Raw genomic sequence first — 24,070 nt, 5'->3', positions numbered from 1 at the left:
CAATTTACATTTGAATCCAAATCTTAAATTCTTCCTACAAAAGCGACATTGATCTTTTTTTACTTAAACCCGCTGCATCAAGTTATAGAAAAGATCAATGCATTTAGCCTAACGGATGTAGAAAATCAGGCAATACGACCAGAGTCGAATACTTATTATGCATTCACGCATTAAAATTGACTTTTACTCTGCGGTTGACGTTAGAATAGCCGCGATAAAGGTTCAACCCAATTAAAAAACAGGAGAAATCCAATGACAGGCAAAAAAGCTGTCTTGCAGATCGAAGGCCAGGGCCCTATCGAGCTCCCTATCTACTCTGGCTCAGCTGGCACCGACGTAATTGACATCCGCACTTTAGGTCAACACGGTTACTTCACCTTCGATCCAGGCTTTATGGCCACCGGCTCCTGTGAATCAAAAATCACCTACATTGACGGTGATAATGGCGTATTACTGCACCGCGGTTTCCCTATTGAGCAATTGGCTGAAAAATCAGACTATTTAGAACTTTGCTACCTGTTGCTGGAAGGCGAAGTTCCAAGCAAAGCTGAATATGAGCAGTTTGTTCACACCATCACCCGCCACACCATGGTGCATGAAAAATTATTAGCTTTCTTCCAGGGCTTCCGTGTAGACGCGCACCCAATGGCTATGCTGTGTGGTGTAGTTGGCGCTATGTCGTCGTTCTACCACTCGGATCTGGACATCAACGACCCAGAGCAGCGTAAACGCTCTGCTCACCGCTTAATTGCCAAGCTGCCAACTATTGCAGCTATGTGTTACAAGTACACTGTTGGCCAGCCGTTCGTGTACCCACGCAACGACCTGAGCTATGCAGAAAACTTCCTGCACATGATGTTCTCTGTACCGGCTGAAGACTACAAAGTCAGCCCGACTCTGGCCAAAGCCATGGACCGCATTTTCATGCTGCACGCGGACCACGAGCAGAACGCCTCAACCTCTACCGTACGTTTAGCCGGTTCTTCTGGTGCTAACCCTTATGCCTGTATCGCTGCTGGCGTCGCTTCACTGTGGGGCCCTGCACATGGCGGTGCTAACGAAGCTTGTCTGAAAATGTTGCAGGAAATCGGTTCAGTGGACCGCATTCCAGAGTTTGTGGCTCGTGCCAAAGACAAAAACGATAGCTTCCGTCTGATGGGCTTCGGTCACCGCGTTTACAAAAACTTCGACCCACGTGCCAAAGTGATGCGCGAAACCTGCCATGACGTGCTGAAAGAACTGAACATTAAAGATCCTCTGCTGGATGTAGCAATGGAACTGGAGCGTATTGCGCTGTCAGACCCGTACTTCATCGAGAAGAAACTGTACCCGAACGTCGATTTCTACTCAGGTATCATCCTGAAAGCCATTGGCATTCCAACCAGCATGTTCACCGTGATTTTCGCCATGTCCCGTACTGTTGGCTGGATCTCTCACTGGGACGAAATGCTGTCTGACAAAGGCCACAAAATTGGTCGCCCACGTCAACTGTACACAGGTTACACGCAGCGTGACTTCGTGAAAAAAGACTAAGTCAGAAAGCACTTAGCATTACAAAGGCCGGATGTTAAAATCCGGCCTTTGTGTTTTCAGGGGTCTGACACGTGACTTTTTCCGCTGAGTTATTCCGGGCAGAATTTGGCTATTTCCGCCAGCATCCAGACTGGATTTACCTGGACAATGCCGCCACCATGCAAAAACCTGCCGTGGTGCTTGAAGCCATCCAGCAGTTTTATCTGACCCAGAACAGCAACGTGCACCGCTCTGCCCATTATTTAAGCCAACTCGCCACTCAGGCGTTTGAACAGTCGCGCCGCACCATAGCGCAATTTTTAAATGCAGGGAGCAGCCATCAGGTTATTTTCCAAAGTGGTGCCACTGCGGCCTTTAATCAGCTGGTGTTCGGCCTGACAGGCACTGTGCTGAACGCAGGCGACCGGGTGCTACTGACGGTGCTTGAACACCATGCCAACCTGGTACCCTGGCAACTGCATGCCAAATCGGCCGGTATTGAGCTGGATTTTGTGCCCTTAGATCAGCAAAACCGGCTGGATTTAGACGCCTATCAGCGGTTGCTGCAGCGTAAACCCAAGGTAGTGAGCTTTGCGCAGGTGTCGAACGCACTCGGCCATATTCAGCCAATGGAGCCGATGATCAAGCTGGCCAAAGCGGCGGGCGCTCTGGTGGTGGTCGACGGCGCTCAGGGCGTGGTCTGGCAACAGCCCGACCTGCAAGCACTCGACATAGACGCCTATATTTTTTCAGGGCATAAACTTTATGGTCCGACTGGGATAGGTGTGCTTTGCGCCAAAACAGCGCTTTTGGAACAACTGAAGCCTTTATTCGGTGGCGGTGAGATGATCCAGCATGTCAGCCTGGAAACAGTCAGTTTCGCAGCGCTGCCTTATCGGCTGGAAGCCGGCACGCCAAACATGGCCGGTGCCATTGGCCTGGCCGCTGCGGTCAATTGGCTGCAACAGCAGGACCTCGACGGGCTGAAACTGCATAAAACCCAGTTACTCACTGAGCTTTATGCAGCCTGTATGCAAATACCCCAGATTGAGCTGCTGTCACAGTCAAATCTCAACGCAGGTATCCTGCTGTTTAACCTGAAAAATGAGCATCCTGCGGACGTCGCTGAATTGCTGAATCAATTTAAGCTGGCAGCCAGGGCCGGTAGTCACTGCGCCATGCCGCTGTTTCAGCACTTAAATTGCAATGGCGCCGTGCGATTGTCGCTGGCAGGTTACACAACCAACGCTGAAATTGCGCAAGTTATCGCCATACTGAAGAAATTACCGGAGTTTTTTTAAGTGGTCCGACAAGATATCTTTACAGAATACGCCACCGGGCTGGAGACGATTTTGCAGCAACAGCTGCCTCAGCTACTGCAAAGCACCGACTGGCAGCAAAAATACCGCAGCCTGATGCAGCTGGGCAAACTGCTGCCCGCCTTTGCGGACGAATTAAAACGCGATGAATTGAAAGTTCAGGGCTGTGAAAGCCAATTCTGGCTGCTGCATCAGAAAGACCCACTAACAGGCCTGCACTATTGGGCTTTTGACAGCGATGCCCGCATTATCAAAGGACTGGCCAGCCTGTTACTTTGTCAGCTCAATGGAAGAAGCGCAGCAGAGCTGCAATTTGACACTGCTAAGCAGTTATTAGCACGGCTGCAGCTGGCACAAAACCTGAGCCCATCGCGCAATAATGGTCTTTATGCCGTGTTAGAACGCGTGCGCAGTCAGGCCGGACTCTGAAACCGGCCTTTTCAGTCCGGTCAAAAAAAAAGATTATTCCCAGCAAAGCATCAGTTTGCCGACCACCGCGTTACTTTGCAGCAGGCGGTGCGCCTGCTCAGCTTCGGTGAAGCGAAAGCTCTGTGCGACCACAGGCTGCAGTTTTTCTCCCAGATTGTCGCCACAACGCTCGATAAAACGCTGCACCAGCTGCGCCTTATAAGCGTCAGTTCTGTTGCGTAGTGTTGAGCAGAGCAACTGGCCGCGTTTTTTCAGCATCAGCGCCATATCAAGCTCTTTCGCATACCGGCCACCTAACATCGACAACACCACGATCTGGCCGTCGAGCGCCAGCAGCTGCAAATCTTTATTCAGATAATCTGCCGCAACCGGGTCGATGATCAGGTTAAAGCCCGCGCCAAGCTGTTGCTTCAGCTCAGCGACAAAATCCTGCTCGCGGTAATTAATTGCGAAATCGGCGCCTAACGCCAGACAGGCCCTGGCTTTCTCTGCCGAGCCGACTGTCACCGCCACTGTGGCCCCAAATAACTTGCCCAGCTGGATGGCTGCAGTCCCTACTCCGCTTGCGCCGGCATGCACCAACAAACGCCCTTGTGCTGGTAAATCCCCTACTTGCGTCATGGCCTGAAAGGCAGTTAAAAACACTTCAGCGCAGGCTGCCGCTTCACTAAAACTCCACTGCGCCGGCTTTTTCATCAAATGTTCGGCAGGCAACGCCACGTATTCGGCATAACCACCGCCCGGGACCAGACCAAACACCTGCTGCCCGAGCCAGTGTTGCTGCTCCGTATCGGCCACAGCGACCACAGTGCCAGCCACTTCCAGCCCTAAAATATCCGACTCACCCGGTGGTGGTGGGTATAAGCCCTGGCGCTGCAATAAATCGGCCCTGTTGACCCCTGCAGCCGCCACTTTGACCAGCACCTGGCCTGCCTGCAATGCAGGCACTGCTCTTTCGCTTAGCTGTAATGTGCTGGACTGGCCTGGGTCTTTTACCTCAATGCAGCGCATTTGCGCCGGGATGCTAAGGTTTTCCATGGGTAATTCCTTGTATTTAACTGCTGTGCTTATGGTTTTACTTTAGCTTTGCCCATTGCTTCACTAAAATGACGGCCTTTTAACTTACCGGACCAGATCTATGAGCCACAGCATCATTTTACAAGCCGACCGCGAAAAATCGCTGAAACGTCGTCATCCCTGGGTATTTTCCAAAGCGGTGAAAACCGTGCAAGGCAAACCTAAATCAGGCGAAACGGTTGATGTGCTGTCGAATGATGGTCAGTGGCTGGGCCGTGGTGCCTATTCTCCGGATTCACAAATCCGCGTTCGGATCTGGAGCTTTGACCAGCAGGAACACATCGACGCCGCCTTTTTTAAGCGCCGGATTGAGCGCGCCTGGTCGGTGCGAAAAGACCTGTTCGATTTAAGCCAGACCAATGGTCTGCGCGTGGTGGCGGCGGAATCCGACGGCCTGCCAGGCGTCACTATCGACTTATACAACGACGTGCTGGTCTGTCAGCTGTTGTCTGCCGGCGCCGACAAGTTCCGCAGCGACCTGGTCACAGCCCTAACTGAGTTATTCCCGGGCTACAGCATTTACGAACGTTCAGACGTTGATGTGCGCAAAAAAGAAGGCCTGGAGCCTGTCACCGGCTGGTTACACCTGCCACGTGAAAGCGGCGAAGTGGTGATGCTGGAACATGGTCAGCAAATTATCGTCGATGTAATCAATGGCCATAAAACCGGCTTTTATCTGGATCAGCGCGACTCCCGTGCTGCCGCCGCCCGCTATGCCAAAGACAAAGATGTGCTGAACTGCTTCAGCTACACCGGCACCTTCGCTGCAGCTTGCCTGAAAGCAGGCGCCCATCATGTCACCAACGTCGATATGTCGGAGCTGGCACTGAAAACAGCAGAACGAAATATTGAGCTCAATACACTGAACCTTAGCCAGCTGACCAATGTCCGACAGGACGTATTCAAGCTGCTGCGCCAGTACAAAGAGCAAGGCAAGCAGTTTGATATGGTGATCCTGGACCCACCGAAATTCGCCGACAGCAAAGCGCAACTGATGAGTGCCGCCCGTGGCTATAAAGACATTAACCGGGTCGCGATGCAAATTGTGAAACCAGGCGGCTTGTTGCTGACCTTCAGCTGTTCAGGCCTGATGGACGAGATGTTGTTCCAGAAAATTGTCGCCGATGCGGCACTGGATGCACACCGTGACTGTCTGTTTATCGAAAAGCTCAGTCAGGCCAGCGATCACCCTATTGCCAGTTTCTACCCTGAAGGTCATTATCTGAAGGGATTGGTCTGTAAAATTTATTAATGGTGTCAGCCGGTTGCTGACAAAAAAGGAGATTTGTATGAAGAAGATGGTATCTGTGTTGGCTTGTGCCCTGAGTTTTTCTGCACTGGCTGACTGGTCAGTCGACAGCCAGAATTCAAGCTTGTCTTTTGTCTCTGTAAAAAATGAGCTGGTGGCCGAAACCCATCATTTTAAGCAGCTGCAAGGTTCTTTATCTGACGCTGGCGAGCTGAAGGTCTCTATTCCGGTCAGCGGCATTGAAACCAATATTCCACTTCGCAACGAGCGTATTCTGCAGTACACCCTGCTAAGCAAAGATTTTGCTGCCATCACGGCCACAGCCAAAGTGGATATGGCCAAAGTATCGGCGTTGAAAGTGGGTCAGACGCTGACGGTGCAGCAACCGCTGGATCTGACGTTATTGGCACAAAGCCAGACCCTCAGCACATCGCTGCAAGTGGTGAAATTGTCGGATAAACAATTGCTGGTCTATAACACAGCCCCTGTCATGCTGGACCTGACCAAATTTAAGTTGGATGCTGGCATTGAAAAGCTACGTGAACTGGCGGGTCTGAAAGTGATCAGCCCACTGGTACCAGTCAGCTTCAGTGTGAACTTAACACAGTGATCTGAACCACCTGAACATGGCGCAGTATACTGCGCCTTTTTTAATTCATTTCTACGATTTGTACGCCCAGCTGATAACAATCTTCGTGCTCCTGCGCACAACGCACCACCCGGGCATGTGCTGACAGCGGCGGAATACTGGGGTTGTTGGTTTCCATCTTAATAAACAGCAGAATGCCCATTTCCAGTGGTTCATCCACTTCCAGCGACATACCTGTCGAGCTTAAGTCGCGGCAGATGCCATCAATCATCCGGCCCGTCTCCGGATCCGTGACCATAATTTGCACCTGGGAATTTACCATCATACGGAAGTAATTACGCTTATCGTTCTGTCCGAGCATAGTCTCCACCTGAGAGCGAGTTGGATTGCGGGAGATTAAAAAGTGTTCGCTCTACTAACTAGCCCTGTTATAGACAAGTGCAGGATGGCTGTAAAGCCTTATTTATGTACGTAGCTGAACAGCAAATCGTCAATTAAGGAGTGAACCTGTTGAACATGCAGAGGTTTACTGACAAAAGCATCGGCACCGGCGTCCAGTGCGTGCACTTCATCTTGCATTCTGTCCATGCCGGACATCATCAGCACGGGAATGTGGCAGGTCTCGGGGGCATTTTTTAATAAGCGGCAGGTATCCAGTCCATCCAGCCCTGGCATGCAGATATCCATCAACACCAGGTCTGGTTTGGTTTCCAGCACCAGTTGCAGAGCTTCAGTGCCGCTTTTGGCGTAGTACAGCTGGTAATAAGGTGACAAACTACTGTCGAGATAACGCAGCATAAAATCTTCGTCATCCACCACCATTACTTGTTTACGTCTGATTTGATCCATAGCATTCCTCGCCACTACAACTCCATGATGTTTCAGTGTAAAAGCTGTTTCTGTTTTTGCCAAGCCGTTACTTCAACTCATTAACCGCTAATAGAATACGTTTGACCGAAACCGGATATGGAGTGCCTAAAGTTTGAGCAAATAAAGACACTTTAAGTTCCTCCAGCATCCAGCGCAGTTCAAGTACAGGTTCTGGAACCACCCGGCCTGCGTATTTCCCCAACAGGTTCTTGTAGGCTTCATCGGCTTTGGCGAATTCCAGCGACATTAACCGATCCCTATGCGGGTCTATCGGCAGTTTCTCCTGCCGCTTTTGCAAAGCCTGCAAATACCTGTGCACATGGTCCAGTCGTTCAGCGCCGTGGCTGCTGACAAAGCCTTTAAACACCAGCGCGTCCAGCTGCTGTTTAATTTCGCCCTGCCCCTGCACATGCTTTAAATCTACTTTGCCTTTCAGCTTCTTTTGAATATCGTGCGACAGCGTCAGTATTTGCTCCACTTTGAGCGCTATTTTGACCACAGCGTCACCCAGGTCCGCCCGAACTTTTTCCTTCAGCGCCAGAAATTGCGCTTCATCTTCAGGCCAGGGCTGCTGAGCCACTAACTGGTCAACCGCCGCAGCAATGCAGTCGTCAATCAACTCCAGCACCTTACCAAAGGGGTTGAAGTAGAGCCCAAGTTTGGCTTTGTTGGGTAAGGACTCCTGCAGGTACTTGACCGGCGAGGGCACGTTCAGCAGCAACAAACGACGCAAGCCAAACCTGGACTGGCTCTTCGCCTGTTCCGGGTTATCCAGCAGTTTGATGGACACCGAATGTTTATCGTCCACCAGAGCCGGATAGGCTTTGATTTCATAACCGGCCTGCAGTTTGACGTATTCACGCGGCAGATGACCAAAGGTCCATTGGGTGAGTTCCTCCTGCTCTATACCCTGCTCGGCCACTTCGCTGAGGTTTTGCTGCACTTTGCCTTGCAATTCTTGCTTTAACAGCAACAAAGAGCGGCTTTGTTTAATGGTCTGGCCTTTATCGTCCACCACCTTGAAATTGAACTTCAGGTGAGTGTCGAGTTCCGCCAACTGCCAGGCGTCGTCCGGAATGGTCACCCCGGACATCCGTTTTAACCGCTGGGTCATTACCTCGAGCAAAGCACCGTCTTCTGGCTGAATACTTTGTAGCAACGCATCCGCGTAATTGGGCGCAGGTACAAAATTGCGCCGGTACTGCTTAGGCAGGCATTTGATCAGCGCGACCAATAAATCGTGACGTAAACCTGGGATCAACCAGTCAAAGCCGCGGTCTTCCAACTGGTTCAGCAGCGATAACGGCACCAGTAAACTGACACCATCATCTGGCGCGCCCGGCGAAAAATGGTAATCCAGCGGTAAGGTCAGATTGCCCTGGCGCCAGAACTCCGGAAATCTGTCATTGGTGACATCGGCCGCATCATGACGACGCAGCTGTTCCGGGTCAAAATGCAGTAACTTCGGCGTTTTGGCTTTGGCCTCTTTCCACCACTTGGCAAAATCGATGCGGTTATTCGCCCACACTGGAATTTTGTCTGCATAAAAGGCCGCCAACGTGTCTTCATCGACCAGAATGTCACGACGGCGTGACTTCTCTTCCAGCTCGGTGACTTCGTCAATTAGCCGCTGATTGTGCTGCAAAAAGCCTTCATTCAGGCCCAACTCCTGATTGACCAGCGCTTCACGCACAAAAATCTGGTGACAGACAGCGGGGTCAATCCGGCTGTACAACACAGGTCGGCGGCCCACAATGATCAGGCCATACAAGGACACCTGCTCAAAGGCCACCACCGCGCCTTTTTTCTTTTCCCAGTGGGGTTCGCTGTAATTGCGGTTCACCAGATGCTGGGCCAGAGGCTCAATCCACTCAGGTTCTATTTTGGCCACGGAACGCGCATAGAGTCTGGAGGTTTCCACCAGTTCAGCCGTCATCACCCATTTAGGCTTGCGTTTAAATAAGCCAGAGCCCGGGAACACATAAAAACGGCTTTGCCGCGGGCCCAGGTAATCGGCTTCCGCATCACGACTGCCGACCTGGCCCAATAAACCACTTAACAACGCACTATGGGTTTGCTGATAACTGGCCGGCTCCTGGTTAAAGCCCCATTGCTGTTCGTTGCAAATCTGACTGAGCTGGCCGTACAGATCCTGCCATTCGCGTACCCGCAGGTAATTCAGCAATTCCTGTTTGCATAGCCGGCGGAACTGGTTGTTCGACAACAACTCCTGCTGTTCCTGCAAATAGGCCCAGAGGTTCAGCCAGGCATTAAAATCAGAGTCATTGTCGGCAAAGCGGCCGTGCAGCTCGGTGGCTTTTTGTTGTTTATCCAACGGACGTTCGCGTGGGTCCTGAATAGACAAGGCCGACACAATCACCAGCACTTCCTGCAAACAGCCGGTTTTCGCCGCCGTCAGCACCATACGCGCCAGACGAGGGTCTACCGGCAACCGCGACAACTGTTTACCGGTTTCGGTCAGCTGCAGCGCTTTGACACCCCCGCCGGTTTTCAGCGCACCGAGCTCTTCCAGCAGTTTGACGCCGTCATTAATAAAGCGGCTGTCCGGCTTCTCGATAAAAGGAAACGCATGGATATCCCCCAGGCCTAAAGCCAGCATTTGCAGGATGACCGATGCCAAGTTGGTGCGCAGAATTTCCGGGTCGGTAAATTCCGGCCTGCTGATAAAATCGTCTTCGCTGTACAAACGAATACAGATACCGGCAGCCACACGGCCACAACGGCCTTTCCGTTGGTTTGCACTGGCCTGACTGACCGCTTCAATCGGCAATTGCTGCACTTTGGAGCGGTAGCTGTAGCGTGATAAACGGGCGGTCCCCGGGTCTATCACATAACGAATACCCGGCACTGTCAGCGAGGTTTCCGCCACGTTGGTCGACAGCACAATACGCCGGCCAGCATGACTTTGGAAAATACGGTTTTGCTCTGCCGCACTTAAGCGCGCGTACAGCGGTAATACTTCAGTGTGAGGCAGCTTGAGTTTGTCGAGCGCATCGGCGGTGTCGCGAATTTCGCGTTCACCATTTAAGAAAATCAGAATATCGCCGGGAGGTTCCTGATAAAGCTCCTGCACCGCGTCGAAAATGGATTGCAGCTGATCGGCGTCTTTGTCGTCATTTTCAGCCACAGGCCGGTACCGCACCTCTACCGGGTAGGTGCGGCCAGACACTTCAATAATGGGCGCGTCATAAAAATGTTTGGAGAACCGCTCAGGGTCAATGGTGGCGGAGGTAATAATGACTTTCAGATCAGGCCGTTTGGGCAGTAACTGGCGTAAATAACCCAACAAGAAATCGATATTCAGACTGCGCTCGTGCGCTTCGTCGATAATCAGAGTGTCGTATTGATTGAGGAACCTGTCCTGCTGGATCTCCGCCAGCAGCACACCGTCTGTCATCAGTTTGACCAAGGTGTTTGGCGCTGTGTGGTCACCAAAGCGGATCTTAAAACCAACTTGTTGCCCCAGTTCCACCGACAACTCTTCCGCTAGCCGTGCTGACACTGAACGGGCCGCCAGCCTTCGGGGCTGGGTGTGGCCAATCAAACCAGCGACACCACGGCCAAGCTCCAGACAAATTTTCGGAATTTGAGTGGTTTTGCCTGAGCCTGTCTCACCGGCAATAATCACCACCTGATGCTTCGCGATGGCCTGTTTAATTTCGTCCTTTTTGCCAACCACAGGAAGCTCGGCCGGATACTGAATACGCGGTACAGCGGCTTGCCGCAAGGCGCGGCTTTGCACTGATTTTTCAATACGTTCAGCCAGTTGATTTAACTGCTGCTGTTGCTGCTCCGGCGACGCATCAGCTGGAATGCGTTTCAGTGCCTGACGAAATTTAAACTGATCTTTCAGTAAAGATTGGGGAATGGTCTGAGCAAGCGCGGAAATAGAAACAGTCAACAGCATGGTCCTCTTTAAATACGGCCGTCATGCTATCAAGTTCAGAGGGGGAAGATCCAGTCAGAACAAGGCGCAGCGTACCTCTGCTGCGCCAATTTTTTCGAAAGCGCGCCTAACTGACGGCTTTGTAATGTGCGTGCAGTTCCAGATCGATGGCTCTAAGCACGTCAGAGCGGCTGATCACGCCCAGCAGCAGGCCGTTATCATCCACCACAGGGTAAATTTTAGGTTTGGCCTGCAACATGGTTTGCGCTAAGTCGACAATGCCGTCGTAAGACTTCACGGTCAGCACGTCGGCCCGCATCACATCACCCACTGTTGCACTTTGCGCCAGGTGGTAGGTGTCGGACAACATACGCGCCAGACAATCCTGCTCCGAAATAAAACCTATCACTTTCTTTTGGGCGTCCACCACTGGTCCACCCAACTGCTCTGCAATAATCAGCTTGTTTACCGCTTCTTCGACCGACATTTCCCGGTTGAACGTGGCGGGATGACGGTTCATATGATCAGCTACTTTCAGTAAGTCCATAACTCCCTCAACATGTTGACTGGCAACATATTAAGCGTAGCCGACTAAAAGGAACTGTCCTTAAAAATTTCGGTAACGGCCTCGGTTCCCTGCACCTTGCGGGCTCTGTACATGCCTTCGGTATTAAAACTCCAGCTGACGTTGCCTTTGCGGTCAATCAGGATCACACCACCTGTCCCCCCCACTTTTGCCAGCTCCTGCTGGATCACCTGATCCGCAGCTTTAGCGGCGCTAATTCCCTGGTATTTCACCCGGGCACAAATGTCGGAAGCTACCCGGTAACGGATAAAAAACTCACCATGTCCAGTGGCTGACACTGCACAGCTTTGGTTATCTGCATAGTTACCCGCACCTATGATTGGAGCATCACCAATGCGGCCATAACGTTTGGCCGTCATACCGCCGGTTGAGGTGGCGGCAGCCAGATTGCCGCTTTTATCAATAGCGACAGCACCGACGGTGCCCATATTCCAAGCCGGTTGCCAGGGAGCTTCCAAACGGAAATTTCGTGCTTGCTGTGGTAACTTTTGCATACTGGCTTTGGCTTTTTTCAGCGCTTCATAGCGAAATTCAGTATCAAAATAGCTGTTGGGTACCAGCTCCAGTTTTTGCTCGGCGGCGAATTGCTCTGCACCTTTGCCCGAGAGCATCACATGCTCAGATTTTTCCATCACTGCACGGGCCAGTAACACGGGGTTTTTCACTGTAGTTACACCTGCAACAGCCCCAGCTTCCTGCGTATCACCACGCATAATAGAGGCATCCAGTTCATGGGTTTCATCATAGGTATAGACAGCCCCTTTCCCGGCATTGAACAGCGGCGAATCTTCCAGCACCAGCACCGCCTGGGTGACGGCGTCCAGGCTGCTGCCACCTTGTTCAAGCACCGCATAGCCCTGCTCTACCGCGTGTTTCAGCGTGGCATGATAGGCCTGCTCCTGGGCCGCTGACATTTGCTCTTTTTGGATGGTACCAGCGCCGCCATGGATCACAATGGCAATAGGTGGCTGCGCTGCCAGACTGGCGAAAGGCAACAAGGCAGCAGCGAGCAGTAAAGGTTTCATAGGGTATCTCGTTGATTTAATTCAGGCATGCTGATGTTGTACCTGAGTGATTCGCCAACGACAAGCCGATCACGGTAAATTCACAACCGGCGCCGCTAAAGCCAGCTGGCTTTTTTAATCCCCTGCTGACTGGCCAGCGATGGCTTTGCAGTTGCCCGCCAGGCTGAAACCGGCATCACGGGCCTGCTGTTCAGACGCAAATATCACCTGATTGCGCTCCGCAATCCGGCCATAACCACTGCAATGGCTAAGATGGTACAACTTGCTGTTTTTATTCCCTTTAACAAAAGCTGATGCCGAGGAAGCCGGGCTGACACCTACCGAACGCATGGCCGTGCCAACAAGGCCAAACCGGCTGACCTGGTAGTTCAGCACCCAGTGTTTTTTACCCGTGACAAATTCATTGGCATGCCCCATTTGCTGCGCAATACGTTGTTGTAACTGCAGCTCTGCAGCATCAACCGGGTCTTGTTGGTGCCAGGCCATAAACAGCTGTTGTTGGGCTTTGGCCAGCACAATGCCGTATTTATCGGCCATGTAAAAATGGATGCGGGCAATATCACCGCGAATTTGCGCCCTGGGCTCCACCAACCGCGCCTGAAAATCAATTTTCACCGGGCACTGGCCATAAGCGGCCTTCGCATTTGGCAACATGCCGAAGCGGTAATGCGCCCTGTCGCCGTTCACTTCGCCAATGGCAGGTTTGAGGTTAAACAGGTCGGCTTCCATCTGCTGAAACAAAGGATCTTTGGCCGCGCATTGCTTGCGGCCGCCTTGTTGCCAGCAACTCAGTGGCGAGCCAAATTGTTGCGCCGGCATCACATGTTCCCATTCAATCCGGCTGGCACGTGGGCCGTTCTTCCGCACCTGGTAACCACAGCTGGTTAAGTCCGGTGTGCCTTTGCCCGCTTGCCAGCGAATGGCACAGCCACAATAAAACTCTTGTTTTTCAGCCGAATAAACCCGGCTTGCCACTTTTTTTGCACTTTCAAAACTGGCAGGCGCTGCCGACAAACCACAGGCGCTGAACCCTAGAACCACTACAAACCAAAAATACACCTGACAACCCTTTACTTGCTATTTCAATCATTTCACTGCAAAAACAGCTGAAGCTAGCTATTTTACATAAACAACCCTGACGCTCCAGTCGATTTTTAGTTGGATAACAGAATTATTTGCGAACGACTAAATTTATCCGACCGTTTACACAAAAGTATAATAAATTGATTTTATTAAATATTTAATCAATTTAATTTTGTAAAACGTTAATCTGAGGCTGTGCAATGAGGGTTACCAGTTATTCTGGCTTCTAAAGGAACATCAGCTACTACCGCTATGCAGCTTCGTGGTCAGATACGCGCAAAATCAATGCCAGATTGTGCGCGGTTTATTTGAGTTGCTGAGCATCGTCTGATGCTACGCCAATACCAGATAATCCGACTGCTGCACCAGCTCAGCATGGGCGCCAACCACTAAATGCAGGTACTTGCCATCCACCTGTTCAATCGCCAGGCAGTCATCAATGTCGATCACCGCATCGGTATGGGGCTTGTCCCACAGTGGTGGGTAGCGCTTTTTGCCAAGCGCTTTGGCTTCGGCTTTGTCATGCGCCAGCTGCAACACAAACTGGTGTTCTTCACCAAAATTGCCCGGCAGATAGCCGCCGTAGTTCAGCAAAAACAGTTTCAGTGCCCCTGCTTCCGGTGGATTATCTTCCAAACGCAGCTGATAGCCCTCTATGCCATCCACAGCCAGCCAGCTGTCAATATGCATACCAGCCAGACTGCCAAACCAGAGCTCGCGCAAGCGTGGGTAACAACTTTCCAGACTGTCGCCTGCCACCACTACCACATCGTGCACTTCAATATTGGCTTTGGGGTGTTTGCCGCCCAACATCACCACATACAGCATCAGCTCTCCTTGCCGTTATAAATACGGCCACCTGAATCTTTGTAGTGATCCAGCACAGCTTTTGCGTCAGCACGCATAAACTGGCGCACCACCTCGATACCGGCATTTTTTAAATAGTCATACGACTGTTCAAATACCGGACCTTCGTCAAAGCCTATGGCGCGAGCATCTTCGGCTGCACCGGCACAGACCAGCCGGTTAACACCACTCCACAGCACGGCGCCCATGCACATGGCGCAAGGCTCGCAAGAAGTAAAGAGCTCACGGCCAGTATCCACCGCCAGAGTAAAAGCCCCCAACGCTTTTTCCGCCAACATAATGGCTACGGTTTCACCATGTAACGTACTGTTGGTCAGCGGCACCACACGGTTAACGCCAACACCAACCAATAAGCCGGATGCGCGGTCAAAAATGGCGGTACCAAAAGGACCACCAGTGCCACGCAGCACGTTTTGTTTCGACAGCTCAATGGCCAACGCCATTTTTTCTTCATCCGAGCGGTACACTTTGTCCCAGTCAATGATCTCAGCCACCCACTCCGGCAGTTCAACCGTGACGGCCTGGCCTGGTGTTGCAACAAAGGGAATTTTATTCATTGATTTAGCCTCCAATTAGCCGGACCTTTTACCGCAAGGCGTACGCGGGTACAAGTGAATTTTCTGCCGGGCGTGGCCACAGCAAACATGACGCCCTTGGCTGTTACTGTTAGACTGAGCGGCAATGGACCAAGCCGATAACGATAAGCTACGCAGAGTGAACCAGCCAGCCTCCCTTTATTTTTACGATTATGAAACCTGGGGTGCAGACCCGAAAAAAGACCGTCCGGCTCAGTTTGGCGGTATCCGTACCGACCTGGACCTGAACCCAATTGGCGAACCTGACATGTGGTATTGCCAATTAGCGCCGGACTACCTGCCACACCCGCAGGCGGCGCTGATCACCGGGCTGACGCCACAATTATGCAACCAACGTGGATTAACCGAGCTGGAGTTTTGCCGCCGTATTGCCACCCGTTTCAGTGAGCCCGGCAGTTGTGTGCTTGGTTATAACAGCCTGCGTTTTGATGATGAAGTGACGCGGTACAGCTTTTACCGCAACTTTATCGACCCTTATGCCCGCGAATGGCAAAACGGCAACAGCCGTTGGGATTTAATTGACATAGTCCGCGCCTGTTATGCACTGCGCCCTGAAGGCATTGTCTGGCCAGAGCGGGCGGACGGCAGCCCGAGTTTTAAACTCGAAGAGCTGACCAAAGCCAATGGTCTTGGCCATCAACGGGCGCACGATGCGCTGTCTGACGTCTACGCCACCATTGAGATGGCGAAGCTGATTAAACAGCACCAACCAAAACTTTTCGCTTATTTGTTTTCACTGCGCAAAAAAGCCGAGCTGGTCGCGCTGCTCGACACCGTCAACCTGATGCCTTTGGTGCATGTGTCTGGCCGGTTGCCGGCTCTGCAGGGCTGCGCCAGCTGGATAGTGCCTTTGGCCTGGCACCCAACCAATAAAAACGCAGTGATCGTCTGGAACCTGCAAGCAGACCCCAGCCCATTGTTGGAACTGGACCTCGCGTCAGTCCAGCAGCTGTTGTTTACCAAAACGGAAGATTTGGCACCCGACCAACAGCGGCTTGGCCTGAAACTGATCCATCTGAATAAATGCCCGGTGCTCGCTCCGGCGAAAACACTGTCCGAGCAACGGGCAGATGAATTGGGCATTGACCGCGGCGCCTGTCGCCGCCATCTGGATTTTTTACGTCAGCACCAGACCAACATACAAAACAAAGTGGTTGAACTGTACCAGTTGCCGAATGACTACAAAGATGAAACCAACCCGGATTATCAGTTGTACAACGGTTTTGTCAGCGACAGCGACCGCAAACTGAGGCTGCAATTGCACCAGATGAGCGCCGAGCAATTGGCGGCATCGCCGGTTTTATTCAGCGAAGACCGGTTAAACCAGCTGCTGTTTTTATTCCGCGCCCGCAACTACCCCAGCACCCTGACCTATCAGGAACAGCAGCGCTGGCAACGTTACCGTGCCGATAAACTGCAGCATGGCCTGGATAAACCCAACCTGACCTTTGAAGACTTTGGGTTACAGCTGGAAAACCTGGCGCATGAGGTGGGTGACGACAGCAAGAAAATGGCCATTCTAAAAGCGCTTTATCAATACGCGCAAAGTCTGTAAGACGAAGTCTTCCCTCCCTGTGAGCCAGGTTAATAAACACACAAATTCCGGGCTCAGCCACTATCCAGTTTCATGCTGTTCTGCTAGCCTGCGCAGCAATTCCACAGCTCAGGTAATTCGCGATGAAATGGCTGCGTCAACTGAAAGTATTTTGTGCCGCTCTTCTGTTAACCGGTTGTTTTGCGCCGGCTTTATTAATGACCAGCCAGGCGCAACTGATGGGCGAACTGTTGCGACCTTTGGTGGGTTTTAACCCGCTGGACGTGAAGCTGTTTGACAACCCACTGATTAAAGACCGCATGGTCGCATTGATGGGTGAAGACAATTACCGTACCGCAACCACCTTGTTGTACACCGCCACAGCGCTACAGGTACAAGGGCCTTTGTACTTCGTCACCTCCGAACATTCCCCCTTACCTCATCTGGCAGAAAAAGCCGGTTTTGTCTGGAACTCGGAGCACAACCAAATGGCAATACTGCTGGTGTCTGGCGGCAAAACGGAGATTTTTGCCGAAGCGGTTAACAGCGCAGCCGGTGCCGTGGTTCCCAGCTGGCCAAAGGATTTAGTCGACTACACCAGTCCGGATAAGCTGAAACAAAAAGCCATAGGTGGTGCCATCAGCTATTTAGGGCTGGAAGGCGATCAGGCCGCCTTGGCAGAAGCGGCATTATCCGGCGGCTCTGTCGAAAATGTGCTGGAACAACAAATTAAAGACCAGGTGCCAGACCCGATTGAGGAAATTAAGCAAAAAGTCGAAGCTGGCCAGGAAGAGCTACTGGCTGCACCTAAGCAGCGCTTTAACCAAATGGTACAGGAAGCAGTTCCTACCGACGATGATGTGGTCAAACAATTTACCGGCAAAACCACCGCAGAACTGGAACAAGCCAAAGCACTGAAAAAGCAACTGGACGAGGCCAAAGCCCGCGCTGCTGCCAATGTCAAAGCCGCACAACAACAGCCGGTGAAAGACAAAGCTACTTTGCAAAAAGAAGCGCAGGAGTGGGCAAAAAAACAAGCGGCAGAAAAAGCCAAACAGCAAGTCAAACCCGTCACTCAGCCGGTCGATGATTTACTGGAAGAACTGAAAGAAGAAACGGGCAACAAAACCAGCACAGAAAAGAAAAAAACAGGTGGTTGACATGGCCCTGTTGGCACAAAAAGCCAAAGCCGGCGCCGCAATTCAGCGGGCGCCGGCTGAGCCTAAACTTATCAGCAGTTTCTCCTGCGCGGCCGCCCCAACAGCGATCACTTCCCCATCAACCGGATCCAGGCGGATTTCTAACGCACTGGACTGCAATGGCCAGTAGCGCTCAACCATGAAGCGCATAAATACCTTGTAATCCGGAGTGAGTACCACAAGCAATGAACGCTTCCCGGTTGCGCGGCCATCGATCAGCATGACAAGTCCCGGCTCGACAAAACCAGCCAGCTTAATTCGCGCCGCCTGGTACTGAGTAACATAGTCTAACTCTTGCACAGAGACGGTTGCCTGCAGATTAGAGGCACTGTCGCGCAGTTCAACATCCGCATTGTGGACTGACAACAGCGTCTGATTCTCGCCCCATTGGATGGGTTCTGCTTGCTGATCACGTCCATACACCGGGGTGGAGGTTCTGACCAAAGCAAGCTTACTGGATTGATACTGAGGCACCAGCTCACCGTTATAGGTCACGAGGTTGGGCTTTGCGGCTTCTTCATAAGTTTGCACTGAATACCAGGCCATTAACGCACTGCAAAGCATAATGCCCCCCAGCATGACAGCAAGCACTTTGCCATGCCAAGGCTGAACAGCAGGCTCCGTAAACTGAGTCCGCCAGACAAAACGAATGACGTATCCCAGCAGATAAGCAATAACAGCAGCTATACATGACCACAGTGGAATGAAAATCATACCAAGCGCCGACGTGGAGCTGGGGCGCATGTCCAGATTCATTCCGGTGAAACCATAGACGAGTATGGCGGCCGCAGCTGACAGCGCAAAAAACAGGGGTAGATCTTTAGGGATCTGCGTTAACATTGGTCACACTCTCCTTGTTTTCTTGATAGTCCGCCAGCACTTGCATCCACTGCCTGGCCGTTGCTCACACATCAAACACTACACTGGTACTACCAGCGCTGTCTAGTCCCTATTTAAGCACTAACCAGTAAAGGGACAGGTCTGGCCGCTCCGGTGCCATTGACAGCTGTACTGGCAAATCAACCCTTACAACTGGCAAAGACGGGCATGCAAACGAAAGGGAAGTGCAGGCATAGAACACAAAGACAACACAGACAAAGGCTCTGACTGCAATGGCAGCACAGAGCCTGATCTAATCGCATCGACCAATGAAGCGGTCTGCGGGGGACCACTTAATACGCCAGAGTGAAACGTTGGTTCAGGTGAGCGCTCTGCTCTGCCTCATCCAGCATGGCCACCGCGTAATCACCGTTGGAAATACGGCTGTGCCCTGCGGCGTCCATCACTAACTGGTCTTTGCCTAAACGGAACTGACCGGTTTTTTCGCCTGGGAAAATTTCAGCCGCAGGCGACAGGAAACTCCAGCTCAGTGCTGTTTCGGCCTTCAGCTGCTGCAACGCGTAAATAGCCCCTTCTGCACTGCCACGGTATTCCGCCGGGAAATTCGGGCTGTCGATCAGGGTGCTGCCATCCGGCAATTGCAGCGAAGCGGCGCCGCCGACCACCAATAAACGCGCAACGTCAGCAGCTTTTAGCGCGGTAAGAATACTGTCGAACCCACGACGGTAGTAGCCTGCCACATCTGCATCTTTGTGACCGCTAAAGGCACTGATCACCAAGTCAACTCCAGCCAGTGCCGCCGTCAGCGCCTGGGTATCAAACACATCAACCGCCTGAACCGTCAGACCTGGCTCGGCAGTCAATTTGGCAGGGTTACTGACCAGCGCCAGCACCTGATGGCCACGTGCCAGCGCTTCTGAACGAATCGCTGAACCAATAAAACCTGAGGCGCCAATTAATGCAATTTTCATCGTTACTCTCCACTGATGGTTGAATTGCAGTCATTGTCCGGATTTTTATTGATTTAAAAAATAGCCAAACACATAATTCACTGTTATCAAATTTAAAACAATTACATCATGGAACAGCTGGATCTCAACGCCCTGCCGGTATTTTTTGCACTCGCCAGCAACCGCAGCTTTACAGCGACCGCGGAGCAGCTGGGTCTGACTAAAACCAAAGTCAGCCTGAAAATTAAGGCACTGGAGCAGCAACTCGGTGTGCAATTGTTTCGTCGCACCACCAGGCAAGTCAGCCTGACGGCTGCAGGTGAGCAGCTGTACCAGCAAACGGCGCCGCTGATCAGCAATTTGCAGCAACAATTATGGTCAGTACAACAAGGCGAGCAGCAGCTGGCTGGCAGCCTCTGCATCAGCGCCCCTGAGGACTATTGCCGTGAAGTGCTGATCCCGCTGCTGGCCGAATTTTCCGCTTTACACCCGGCGCTGCATATCGAATTAAAAAGCAGTGATCAGGTAAAAGATTTAATCAAAGAAGGCATAGATTTAACCGTTCGGGTGGGTTGGTTAAAAGACTCCAGCCAAAAAGCCCAGCGTATTGGCCAGTTCGAACAGTGGCTGGTGGCAAGCCCGGCCTATTTGCAGCGCCAGCCGCCACCGAAACAACCGGGCGATTTAGCTGACCATGCCTTTGTCAGCTTCAGTTTGTTGCCATCCCCCTTGCTCTGGACTTTCCAAAAAGGTGCGCAAGTGCTGCAACAACTGATGAAATCACGTTTTAGCGTCAGCAGCTCAGCAGCCGTCAGTGCGCTGGTCCTGCAGGGAGTTGGCTTGGGTGTGCTGACCCATTACAGCGCCATGCCTTTGGTGGAACAAGGCAAGCTGGTGCGACTGTTAGGCGACTGGCAACTGCAAAGTGGCGGCATTTATCTGGTGTATCCGCCTGGTGACCACAGGCCAGCGAAAGTACGGCTTTTTGTCGAGTTTTTACGCCAGCACCTGGGCAACCAGGCCTGAAAAATTGAATAAAAAAAAGCCGGGCATCAGAGCCCGGCAAAAAACAGGTTTTCAGCAACAAGTTGCGCTTGCGCGCAAAAGGGGATTATTTCAGATAAACCGCACCACTCAGGTTCAGAGCCTGGCCCATTTTAGCCAGCAAAGCATTGAGACGACGAACCAGCAGCAGAGCAGTAACGCGACGCTCTGAAGCGTGAGTAGCATTGCTTGTTTCAACTGTGGTATTCAAAGTGTTCATAGCCAACCTCGTTTAGTCTGAGTAAGGAGTTTCATCCGGAAACGTGGCTATTGTGCTGAAAATTCAGCCAGCTGACCAACGAATTAAATTGCAACTTCGCATTAGTTTATTTAATGAAATGCCAAGAGAAAAAATCAGCCACCGTTCAGGTAAAAGCACCATTCATAAAATCCGCCAGCTAAAAACCAGCAACTAAACTAGCTAGAATGAGTAACTTATGCACAAGCCCTGCATAAAAACGAGATTATCAGCGGTTTTAGCTCTTTTTTATGCAGCGCATTAAATAACCACTTTAATTAGCTGAGATAACTCAAAGCAGCAGGCAGTACATGCTCAGCTGCTACCTGGTTCAGGCGGCCTGCGCTTCGTCGGCATCCGCCGCCACTACCGCCAGTTTGTCTTTCGCTTTATCGGCATCCGCTGCTTTGCTGGCTGGTTTTTCTTTGGCCGCTTTGGTTTTCTGATTCAGGCAGGCTAATAAGCCATCTTTGTTTTTTGCCAGATAAAGCGCCAAATCATCTTGTTGACGTTCATCGTTAAACAACTGGCTTTGACCCAACACGACAAACAGCTCATCAGCCAGGTCCAGCATACGGTCATATGCATCGGCCTCTGTTTTGCTGCTAAAGGTCATCTTTTCTACTCCGTTTCGTTCAACAATGTATTTCGTAATGACTGGCATCGCACACCCCCTGGTTAATTGACTGTAATTTTATACAGTTAACACTGGTTATTTGTCCAGTATTTTTCCGCAAATATTTCATTCCAGCCACAGCGCTTTTGCCTTAGCATAAGAAAAAACGCTTCAGGGGAAGAGTATGTCGACTCTGGTATCAGAGCAGTGGGCAGAGCGCAGGTTGGCAGAAGGCAGTCAAAGGCCCAATGATCACCGCACGCCATGGCAACGGGACAGAGCCCGAATTTTGCATTCGGCCGCCTTTCGTCGCCTGCAGGCCAAAACGCAAATCATGAGTGTGGGTCAGAACGACTTCTATCGCACCCGCTTAACTCATAGCCTTGAAGCGGCCCAAATAGGCACAGCACTGGTGGCTCAGCTCAGAGTGCAGCAAGAGGAAGCGGAGCTTCGCAGCCTGATCAGTGACGACAGCCTGATGGAAGCGCTCTGTCTGGCACACGATTTAGGTCACCCTCCCTACGGCCATGGCGGCGAAAAAGCATTGAATGCCTGCATGCTGCCCTTCGGTGGTTTTGAAGGCAATGGCCAGACACTGCGCATCGTCGGCAAACTGGAACCCTATACCGCCAGCGGTGGCATGAATTTAAGCCGCCGCACCTTATTGGGCTTGCTGAAATACCCTATTGTGCAGCCGCCACTGCAAAACGATAACGCGCTGGCAGTCAAACCGGTCAAAGCCATTTATCAGGATGACGCCGATTTACTCGACTGGATCCTGGCGCCTTTGTCCGCAGCCGACAAAGCCCTGTTTCAGCACACCGAAAGCCTGAGCAAAGCGCCCTATGTAAAGTCTGTACACAAATCACTGGATGCGTCCGTGATGGAACTGGCCGATGATATCGCTTATGGCGTGCATGATTTAGAAGATGCAGTGGTTACAGGCACTGTCACCCGTCAGCACTGGCAGCAATTGGTTGAACCTCAACTCGGCCAGCTCACTGAGCAAATGGCCAGTGGACTGGTGGCGATTGGTGAAAAATTATTTATGCCAGAACATCATATCCGCAAAGATGCGATTGGCGCTTTAGTGAATCAGCTGATCACCAGTGTCGAGCTTTACATCAGCTTGCCTAAAGCCAGCGAACCGCTGATCCGCTACAACGCGCGCCTGCCGCAAGCACAGCAGCAACTGCTTAATTTGCTAAAAAGTTTTGTTTATGACGCCGTGATCTGCGCCCCCGAAGTGCAGCGGGCCGAATACAAAGGCCAACGTATAGTGCGGGATTTATTCGACGCCTTTGCCAGTGAAAGCGAGCGGCTCTTACCAGCCAACACCAAAAAACGCTGGCAACAAGCCGACAACGCACAGGCCAAAGCCCGGGTGATTTGTGATTATGTGTCCGGCATGACCGACGAGTACGCGCTGCGCATGCACCAACAGCTATTTAGCAGTTAAGGCCATAAGGCTAGGCAAAAAACAACTTAAGGATCTCAAGTGCGACCTTCTTCATTACGGGTGCAGGCTGGACAACAGGCCTTCACCCGCATCAGCCAGCATGGTCTTCAACCCGACGATATTTCGCTGATGCTGGGGGCCAGTGGCGGCCCAAAATGGTTTGTGTTGTATGGGCTGGACCGTTACTTAGCCGGCGAGTTTTTTCAGGGCCGCACACAACCTCTGCAGCTGCTTGGCAGTTCAGCCGGAGCCTGGCGCTTTGGCTGCTTAAGCCAACAGGACCCGGTCGGCGCGATAGACCGCTTCGCCAAAGCGTATAGCACCTTGTGTTACCCAAAAGACGCCGGCATTGACCTGATCACGTCCATCTCTGCCACCGTGATGGACGCCATTTACCCGACTGACGCCGAAGTGGACCAAGTGCTGCACAACCCGCTGGTCAAGCTGAACCTGATTGTAGCGCGTCAGCAGCAACCACACAGACCCGAGCCCAGACAGCAACTGAAACAGCTGCTGCTGGCTGCGGGCGCCAATCTGTTGAGCCCGAAATTGCTGCACAGGTTTTATCAGCGTGTGGTATTCAGCACGCCAGATCAGCCGTCGTTATTTGCCCAGGTGCCGCACGAATTGCAGACACTGACCCGGCAAACACTACGACCGGCCCTGATGGCGTCTGGATCCATTCCGTTGGTGATGCATCCGGTGTTGGACCCGGCCGGGTTGCCACAAGGTGCTTATCTGGATGGCGGCATTCTGGATTACCATATCAGCCTGCCACTGGACACCGACGGCCTGATCCTGTACCCGCATTTTTACCCTTACCTGGTGCCAGGCTGGTTTGATAAAAGCCTGAAATGGCGCCGCAGCCGCGGCCCGCTATTAAGCAAAACCGTGCTGCTCAGCCCCAGCACCAGTTGGGTCCAATCGCTGTCACTGCAAAAAATTCCGGACCGCAAAGATTTCAGCAAGCTGACTGACACACAGCGGTTAAGTTATTGGGCTGAAGTGCTGGAAAAATCGCACCAGCTGGCAGAGGATTTAAAGCAAGGCAATTACCAGCTGGAGTTGCTGCGCTGACACG

At 52.0% G+C, this 24,070-nt stretch carries 23 protein-coding genes; 10 read left to right on the top strand and 13 right to left on the bottom strand.

Annotated elements, in window-relative coordinates; all coding sequences use genetic code 11:
- Positions 1-252 precede the first annotated feature (252 nt).
- From gltA to ACFO3I_RS15905, 3 genes are all read left to right on the top strand, one after another.
- Positions 253-1,533 carry a citrate synthase gene (gltA, locus tag ACFO3I_RS15915; RefSeq protein ID WP_377335635.1) on the top strand — a complete coding sequence of 427 codons (1,281 nt, stop codon included), beginning with the start codon at positions 253-255 and terminating at the stop codon, positions 1,531-1,533.
- A 71-nt stretch (positions 1,534-1,604) separates the two neighbouring features.
- Complete coding sequence (locus tag ACFO3I_RS15910; protein WP_377335633.1) at positions 1,605-2,813, top strand: aminotransferase class V-fold PLP-dependent enzyme; 1,209 nt, start codon at positions 1,605-1,607, stop codon at positions 2,811-2,813.
- Positions 2,814-3,260, top strand: a complete 447-nt coding sequence (locus ACFO3I_RS15905; protein ID WP_377335631.1) for a SufE family protein — start codon at positions 2,814-2,816, stop codon at positions 3,258-3,260.
- A gap of 33 nt (positions 3,261-3,293) precedes the next feature.
- Here the strand turns inward: ACFO3I_RS15905 and ACFO3I_RS15900 are convergent, their stop codons facing one another.
- Positions 3,294-4,298, bottom strand: coding sequence for an NAD(P)H-quinone oxidoreductase (locus ACFO3I_RS15900; RefSeq protein ID WP_377335629.1), 1,005 nt, complete (start codon positions 4,296-4,298; stop codon positions 3,294-3,296).
- A gap of 100 nt (positions 4,299-4,398) precedes the next feature.
- Between ACFO3I_RS15900 and ACFO3I_RS15895 the strand changes: the two genes are divergently transcribed.
- Positions 4,399-5,589, top strand: a complete 1,191-nt coding sequence (locus ACFO3I_RS15895; protein WP_377335627.1) for a class I SAM-dependent rRNA methyltransferase — start codon at positions 4,399-4,401, stop codon at positions 5,587-5,589.
- A 37-nt stretch (positions 5,590-5,626) separates the two neighbouring features.
- Positions 5,627-6,196, top strand: coding sequence for a YceI family protein (locus ACFO3I_RS15890; RefSeq protein ID WP_377335625.1), 570 nt, complete (start codon positions 5,627-5,629; stop codon positions 6,194-6,196).
- A gap of 40 nt (positions 6,197-6,236) precedes the next feature.
- Here ACFO3I_RS15890 and ACFO3I_RS15885 read toward each other — a convergent pair whose 3' ends face one another.
- The 8 genes from ACFO3I_RS15885 to ACFO3I_RS15850 all read right to left on the bottom strand — a co-directional run bounded on the left by ACFO3I_RS15885 (position 6,237) and on the right by ACFO3I_RS15850 (position 15,070).
- On the bottom strand, positions 6,237-6,536 hold the full coding sequence (locus tag ACFO3I_RS15885) for a PilZ domain-containing protein (RefSeq protein WP_377335623.1): 300 nt from the start codon (positions 6,534-6,536) through the stop codon (positions 6,237-6,239).
- Positions 6,537-6,634: 98 nt separating this feature from the next.
- Positions 6,635-7,024 carry a response regulator gene (locus tag ACFO3I_RS15880; RefSeq protein ID WP_377335621.1) on the bottom strand — a complete coding sequence of 130 codons (390 nt, stop codon included), beginning with the start codon at positions 7,022-7,024 and terminating at the stop codon, positions 6,635-6,637.
- A 67-nt stretch (positions 7,025-7,091) separates the two neighbouring features.
- Positions 7,092-10,973, bottom strand: coding sequence for an ATP-dependent RNA helicase HrpA (gene hrpA / locus ACFO3I_RS15875; protein WP_377335619.1), 3,882 nt, complete (start codon positions 10,971-10,973; stop codon positions 7,092-7,094).
- A gap of 106 nt (positions 10,974-11,079) precedes the next feature.
- Positions 11,080-11,499 (bottom strand): CBS domain-containing protein, encoded by a 420-nt coding sequence (locus ACFO3I_RS15870; protein ID WP_377335617.1) that lies wholly within the window; start codon positions 11,497-11,499, stop codon positions 11,080-11,082.
- Between the two features lie 44 nt (positions 11,500-11,543).
- Positions 11,544-12,563: an isoaspartyl peptidase/L-asparaginase family protein gene (locus ACFO3I_RS15865; RefSeq protein ID WP_377335615.1), complete on the bottom strand. Its 1,020-nt coding sequence runs from the start codon at positions 12,561-12,563 to the stop codon at positions 11,544-11,546.
- Between the two features lie 114 nt (positions 12,564-12,677).
- Positions 12,678-13,622: an endonuclease gene (locus ACFO3I_RS15860; protein WP_377335613.1), complete on the bottom strand. Its 945-nt coding sequence runs from the start codon at positions 13,620-13,622 to the stop codon at positions 12,678-12,680.
- Positions 13,623-13,979: 357 nt separating this feature from the next.
- A complete protein-coding gene (locus ACFO3I_RS15855) occupies positions 13,980-14,474 on the bottom strand; it encodes a DUF1543 domain-containing protein (RefSeq protein ID WP_377335611.1) in 495 nt (164 codons plus the stop codon).
- Entirely contained in the window at positions 14,474-15,070 is a 597-nt protein-coding gene (locus ACFO3I_RS15850; protein ID WP_377335609.1) for a nucleoside deaminase, read from the bottom strand. The genes ACFO3I_RS15855 and ACFO3I_RS15850 overlap by 1 nt, the downstream gene beginning before the upstream one ends.
- 124 nt (positions 15,071-15,194) lie before the next feature.
- On the opposite strand from ACFO3I_RS15850, the gene sbcB reads away from it, so the two are divergent.
- Both sbcB and ACFO3I_RS15840 read left to right on the top strand, forming a co-directional pair.
- A complete protein-coding gene (gene sbcB, locus ACFO3I_RS15845) occupies positions 15,195-16,664 on the top strand; it encodes an exodeoxyribonuclease I (protein ID WP_377335607.1) in 1,470 nt (489 codons plus the stop codon).
- Positions 16,665-16,786: 122 nt separating this feature from the next.
- Entirely contained in the window at positions 16,787-17,803 is a 1,017-nt protein-coding gene (locus ACFO3I_RS15840) for a hypothetical protein (protein ID WP_377335605.1), read from the top strand.
- 42 nt (positions 17,804-17,845) lie between these two features.
- Here ACFO3I_RS15840 and ACFO3I_RS15835 read toward each other — a convergent pair whose 3' ends face one another.
- Together ACFO3I_RS15835 and ACFO3I_RS15830 are read right to left on the bottom strand one after the other, a co-directional pair.
- Positions 17,846-18,682 (bottom strand): hypothetical protein, encoded by an 837-nt coding sequence (locus tag ACFO3I_RS15835; protein ID WP_377335603.1) that lies wholly within the window; start codon positions 18,680-18,682, stop codon positions 17,846-17,848.
- A gap of 332 nt (positions 18,683-19,014) precedes the next feature.
- A complete protein-coding gene (locus ACFO3I_RS15830; protein WP_377335601.1) occupies positions 19,015-19,653 on the bottom strand; it encodes an NAD(P)-dependent oxidoreductase in 639 nt (212 codons plus the stop codon).
- A gap of 108 nt (positions 19,654-19,761) precedes the next feature.
- Here ACFO3I_RS15830 and ACFO3I_RS15825 point away from each other — a divergent pair, with 108 nt between their 5' ends.
- Positions 19,762-20,658 carry a LysR family transcriptional regulator gene (locus ACFO3I_RS15825; protein ID WP_377335599.1) on the top strand — a complete coding sequence of 299 codons (897 nt, stop codon included), beginning with the start codon at positions 19,762-19,764 and terminating at the stop codon, positions 20,656-20,658.
- Between the two features lie 85 nt (positions 20,659-20,743).
- On the opposite strand, the gene ACFO3I_RS15820 is transcribed toward ACFO3I_RS15825, so the two are convergent.
- Both ACFO3I_RS15820 and ACFO3I_RS15815 read right to left on the bottom strand, forming a co-directional pair.
- Positions 20,744-20,896, bottom strand: coding sequence for a hypothetical protein (locus ACFO3I_RS15820; RefSeq protein ID WP_377335597.1), 153 nt, complete (start codon positions 20,894-20,896; stop codon positions 20,744-20,746).
- A gap of 349 nt (positions 20,897-21,245) precedes the next feature.
- Positions 21,246-21,578, bottom strand: coding sequence for a YebG family protein (locus ACFO3I_RS15815; RefSeq protein WP_377335595.1), 333 nt, complete (start codon positions 21,576-21,578; stop codon positions 21,246-21,248).
- 136 nt (positions 21,579-21,714) lie between these two features.
- On the opposite strand from ACFO3I_RS15815, the gene ACFO3I_RS15810 reads away from it, so the two are divergent.
- Complete coding sequence (locus ACFO3I_RS15810; RefSeq protein ID WP_377335593.1) at positions 21,715-22,989, top strand: anti-phage deoxyguanosine triphosphatase; 1,275 nt, start codon at positions 21,715-21,717, stop codon at positions 22,987-22,989.
- 39 nt (positions 22,990-23,028) lie between these two features.
- Positions 23,029-24,066: a patatin-like phospholipase family protein gene (locus ACFO3I_RS15805; RefSeq protein ID WP_377335591.1), complete on the top strand. Its 1,038-nt coding sequence runs from the start codon at positions 23,029-23,031 to the stop codon at positions 24,064-24,066.
- Positions 24,067-24,070 lie beyond the last annotated feature (4 nt).

Source organism: Rheinheimera marina (assembly GCF_042654345.1).
GTDB classification, from domain to species: Bacteria; Pseudomonadota; Gammaproteobacteria; order Enterobacterales; family Alteromonadaceae; genus Pararheinheimera; species Pararheinheimera marina.
The sequence above is the reverse complement of the archived record's forward strand: the minus strand, read 5'-3'. Positions and strand labels throughout refer to the sequence as shown.